Source organism: Williamwhitmania sp. (assembly GCA_035529935.1).
Classification (GTDB): domain Bacteria; phylum Bacteroidota; class Bacteroidia; order Bacteroidales; family Williamwhitmaniaceae; genus Williamwhitmania.
In genome coordinates, this window is sequence record DATKVT010000038.1 from 1 (window position 1) to 4,377 (window position 4,377).

3 protein-coding genes are annotated in these 4,377 nt (G+C 43.3%); all 3 read left to right on the forward strand.

Features of this window, described 5'->3' with window-relative positions; all coding sequences use genetic code 11:
- The first annotated feature begins 40 nt into the window (after positions 1-40).
- The gene (locus VMW01_02645; GenBank protein HUW05136.1) at positions 41-1,564 is read left to right on the forward strand and encodes a hypothetical protein; all 1,524 of its coding nucleotides are present in this window, start codon (positions 41-43) and stop codon (positions 1,562-1,564) included.
- A complete protein-coding gene (locus tag VMW01_02650; GenBank protein ID HUW05137.1) occupies positions 1,564-3,891 on the forward strand; it encodes a hypothetical protein in 2,328 nt (775 codons plus the stop codon). The genes VMW01_02645 and VMW01_02650 overlap by 1 nt, the downstream gene beginning before the upstream one ends.
- A gap of 2 nt (positions 3,892-3,893) precedes the next feature.
- Positions 3,894-4,377: glycosyl hydrolase family 28-related protein (locus VMW01_02655; GenBank protein ID HUW05138.1), on the forward strand; the 484-nt coding region annotated here is incomplete at its 3' end.

Sequence of the window (4,377 nt, forward strand, 5' to 3'; positions counted from 1 at the left end):
ATCAGTTTGACCAAATGATGAAAATGTTTGGAGGTAAATAATGCCTATCGACGCGAGAATACCATTGATGGCGCAAGCGCCTCAACAACAGAACCCGTTGAATATGCTCATGCAAATGATGCAATATAAACAGGCTATGGAGCAGAACAAGCTAAATACTTTGAAACTACAACAAATGCAGCAGCAAGGCCCGCTGCAAATGAAAAAGTTACAAGCGCAGATAGATGGAATACCGGGGGAGCAAAAATTAAAGCAAATGCAGTTGAACAAGGCTATAGGCGAGATTGAGCAACAACAAGATCAGCAAATTGGTAGAAATGAACTTATAAAGCAATTAACTCCAAATGCTGGTGGAAACCCTATGGAGGCTGGTGTTCATAGACTTGTGATTCCAGACGAAAAAGAGGCTGTACAAAGAATGATAGCTGCGGATGCCAGAGGTGAGCCAATGAGCATAAACGTCCCTAATCAGGCGAATATGATGGCTTCTGCAATACGAGCAGACCCAAAAGCAGGAGCGGCTAATGTCTTAAAAAGTTATATGGGCGATGGAAAGCCCGAATACGGGTCATTAACTCCCGGTGCAGTTCCTTACAATAAAAGAACCGGGGAACCAAAGGGCGATCCACTTCCATTCAATAAAACAGAAACCAAATTAGAGAAATTATTTAAGTTGCGTGAGAGCTTGCCACCAGACAGCCCGCAAAGACAAGTTGTTGAGAATGCAATCAAGAAGGAGAGTGAATTTTCTCCTGATAGGGTTATTGTGGCTGTTGATGTAGATGGAAAGCCTGTATTTATAAACAGAAGTGATGCTGTAGGTAAGGTAAAAGCTCCTAGTGGAAATAATGCAACATTCGCTCCACAAACTCTTAGATTTATAGCAAGGCAATATCTCGCTGGAGATAGACAGGCAATATCAGGATTTGCAAAAAATGCAACTGCGCGTATAAACCTTCAAAACGCAATTGCTGCAGAAGCAATAGCGCAAGGTTTATCACCCGCGCAAGTAGCTTCTAAAATGGCTGAGTATGCAGGACTTACTTCTGCGTCAAGGTCTGTTGGTCAACGGGCGGCTGGTATTGCGTTAGCGTCCCAAGAGGCGCAGGACATGATTCACGTAGTTAAAGAGCAATCAGACAAATTCTCTAGGGGTGAGTTTGTTCCTTGGAATATGGCTATAAAAGCATGGGAAAGCAATACGGGCGATCCTAATATCTCAGCATTTGGCGCTTCATTAAACGCGTTAGTAAATACGTATGCTAGAGCGATTAACCCAAGTGGCGTACCTACTGATAGCGATAAAATTCACGCAAGGGAAGTTATTAACAGCGTTCAATCTCCGACGCAGGTTGATGCAGTATTGAGAGTAATCAACCAAGAACTGGAGATTGCAAAAAAAGCGCCTAAATCCGTCACTCAACAAATTAAAAGAACAATTGAAGGAGAAGGCCGAAAGTTCAATAGCGTAGAGGAAATGGAGGCCGCAGAACTAGAGCCGGGAACAAAAGTTATTATAAATGGGCAAAGTGGAACATATCAACCTAACAGGAGAAAGAGATAATGCCTTTTATCCCTGACTCAAATCCACAGAATGGAGTCCAAGGAACCCCTGTTAGTGGGAGTAGTTTTGTTCCTGATTCTGGATTTGAGAGTACTCCAGGCGGTGCGGCAGTTAATAATCCGATCCTATCAAGTCAACGTCGCCCAAGACAGCCCGTGGAACTTGGGCCGATTGCAGGGGCTACTGGAATGGGTGCTGTACTTGGTGGAGGTGCTGCTGAATTACTTACTCTTGGTGCGGGTGTTGCTAGACAGATACCGCCGCATGGAGTAAGGATCGCCCCAATTTTGGAAAGTCTAGCTATTGGAGCAAAAACTGCTGGTAGACCCGCTGGTATTGCTGCTGGCGCAGCTAGTGGTTTTGGCGCAGAAGTAGCTGGTCAAATAGCTGAAAGGCAAGGCGTTGGTGTAGTTGGTTCTGAGGCAGCAAGATTGGCTGGCGGCGCGGTAACAGCCCTACCTTTAAAGGGGGCTTCTTGGGCGTTTGACAAAATTCTCAAAGCCCCTGCCCTCAGTGTTTCAATGAAGCTATATAAGGAATTTGCAAAATTAGTTAGGGGAAAGATGACTAATACCCCCGATTCTCTGAGTAAAAGAGAAATGGATTTTGTAGAAAAAATGTCCTCTGCAATCCGTGAGGGAGAGAAAACAAATGAGCCATTGGAATTAACATTTAAGCGTCTTGCGGAAGCTGCTGATATGAAAGCCATATCAGGAGAGGTCGAAGCCCATAATCTTCTATCCAATGCAGTAAAGAACAATGAGCTAGAAATGGGTAAGGCTATGGGTAATGTTAATTATGTAAGAACTGCCCAGAATAGGCTTAAAGATACCGCTGATGAAGTTTTGCTAACAGGAAAAATGCAGCGTCATAATATCGGTGATGACCTTGAAACGTCCGATATAGGAAACGCTCTTAGAACAAAAGTAGCCGAAAAAAATACAGCTGCAATAGAAAAACGCGCTGCTGATTACAAGGGATTAGAAACACAAAGAGACACCTTAGTAAAAGGTAGAGAAGCTGCTGGTGATCGTATAGATTCATTACCTGAGTTCAAACAAGCGGTTGCTATGTTAAAGGCCGAATCTGCTCCGGGAAAAAGGTCTAAAGACGTATCGACATCGTTCAATAAGATTCTTTCTGAATTAGAGCTTAAATCACCAGAAGGTGAGGCCACTCCAAATCTATCTTTTAGGGCTGTAGACGATGTTAGACGGAAGTTAGGTGAGGTCTTTAAAAACCCTAACAATCCCCCCGAAGGTTACGCGGCTATAGATGCAAATACCGCCCGTAAATACTACGGTATGTTATCCAACATACAGAAAAAGTTTGTGGATGGAAATTCTAAGGATGGCATTCAGTCAAGACTATTACAGTCTTACAGGGAGGGTAGTGAAGGGCTTAGTATGTATGGTTCAAAGTCTGGTAAAAAACTGGTTTCTTTGGACAGGTGGGATGAAACAAAATACAACATTGACCCGTCCAGCCTTCCTAAAACTTTCTTATCTTCAAAGCAGGGAATTGCTGATTTAATAGAGTTGACCGGCGATAGGGCTTTGGTTGTGAAGTCGGCTAAAGACTATGCAACAAACTCCCTGAGAGACAAAACTTCCACACAGGCTAAAACGTGGGTTCATTCTCATTCTGAGTTAATGAAATCACTCCCCGAAGTCCAAAAGTCCGTCAATAAATATGTGATGGCTTTGGATCGTTCTGAACTAATCCATAGAAACGCTTTAAAGGGCGTTGACAGGCTTTCTAAGCATGAGCAGAACGTATTAAGGAATGTTGATAAGTCTCAGTTAAATAGAACCTCTGGAGCGGAGAACGCGGCTTCAGGAGCAATTACTCGTGGCAGTAATGATGCGGCTGCTTTGGTTGGGAATAAATTTCCTGTTGAACGTGTAACGAGACTAATTGAGGGTGGAAATCCTCAAGAATGGCGAAAAGTTGCTCCTTATCTGCTTTGGGGCGATGGTAAGCAAAATCTTGAAAATTCAATAAGACAGGTAGTTGCTAATAAAGTGAGTAAAGACCCGTCTGGAGTTTCTGAGTTTTTCGAGTTAAAGATACGCCCTGCCTTGTTAGAGACAAAGTTAATGGACGTAGAAAAATTGGATGATATTTCTGTAAAACTAAAAGCTGTAAAAAGCATGAAAATACCTGAACCCGCGAGGATAAAATTCATAAATCAAATTATTTTGCAATCCCTTGCTGGATATGGCTCTAGCGTTTCTGCTAGGGCGGGGAGTGGTTTAGAGAAGTTTATTCCCCCACAACGAAAGCAGAATAACAATAGATTGCTGGATATTCAAACAGGACAATAACCATGACCAAATTCCTAACTCCAACACCCAAGTTTACTGTCTACAACAATGGTATCCCTGCTAACGGGGCGAAAGTCTACGTCTATGCCGCTGGTACTACGACTCCGGCTGATTCTTACTCAGACGAAGCTGGAACACCCAACACTAATCCAGTTATCTGTGATTCTAGGGGAGAGTGTGACGTATGGCTCACCCCAGGAACGTCTTATAAGTTTGTAGTCAAAGATTCTGCTGATGCGACGATCTACACTGTAGATGACATAGCGTCGGTGATAGATTCATCAAACATAAACTTTCTCCAAGCTGGAACTGGAGCGGTAACGCGTACCGTTCAAAGTAAAGAAAGAGATGTTATAAGCGTGAAAGACTTTGGTGCTACTGGTGACGGAGTTACTGATGACACGGCGGCGATACAAGCGGCAATTGACGCTGCTGTTGCGCTTACAAGTTCAATAGTAACATTTCCTCCAGGCACTTATATAACAA

What these genes read in the sequence shown, in the direction of transcription:
- VMW01_02650 (HUW05137.1), top strand. Translation starts at nt 1,564, where the DNA reads ATGCCTTTTATCCCTGACTCAAATCCACAGAATGGAGTCCAAGGAACC.
- VMW01_02645 (HUW05136.1), top strand. Translation starts at nt 41, where the DNA reads ATGCCTATCGACGCGAGAATACCATTGATGGCGCAAGCGCCTCAACAA.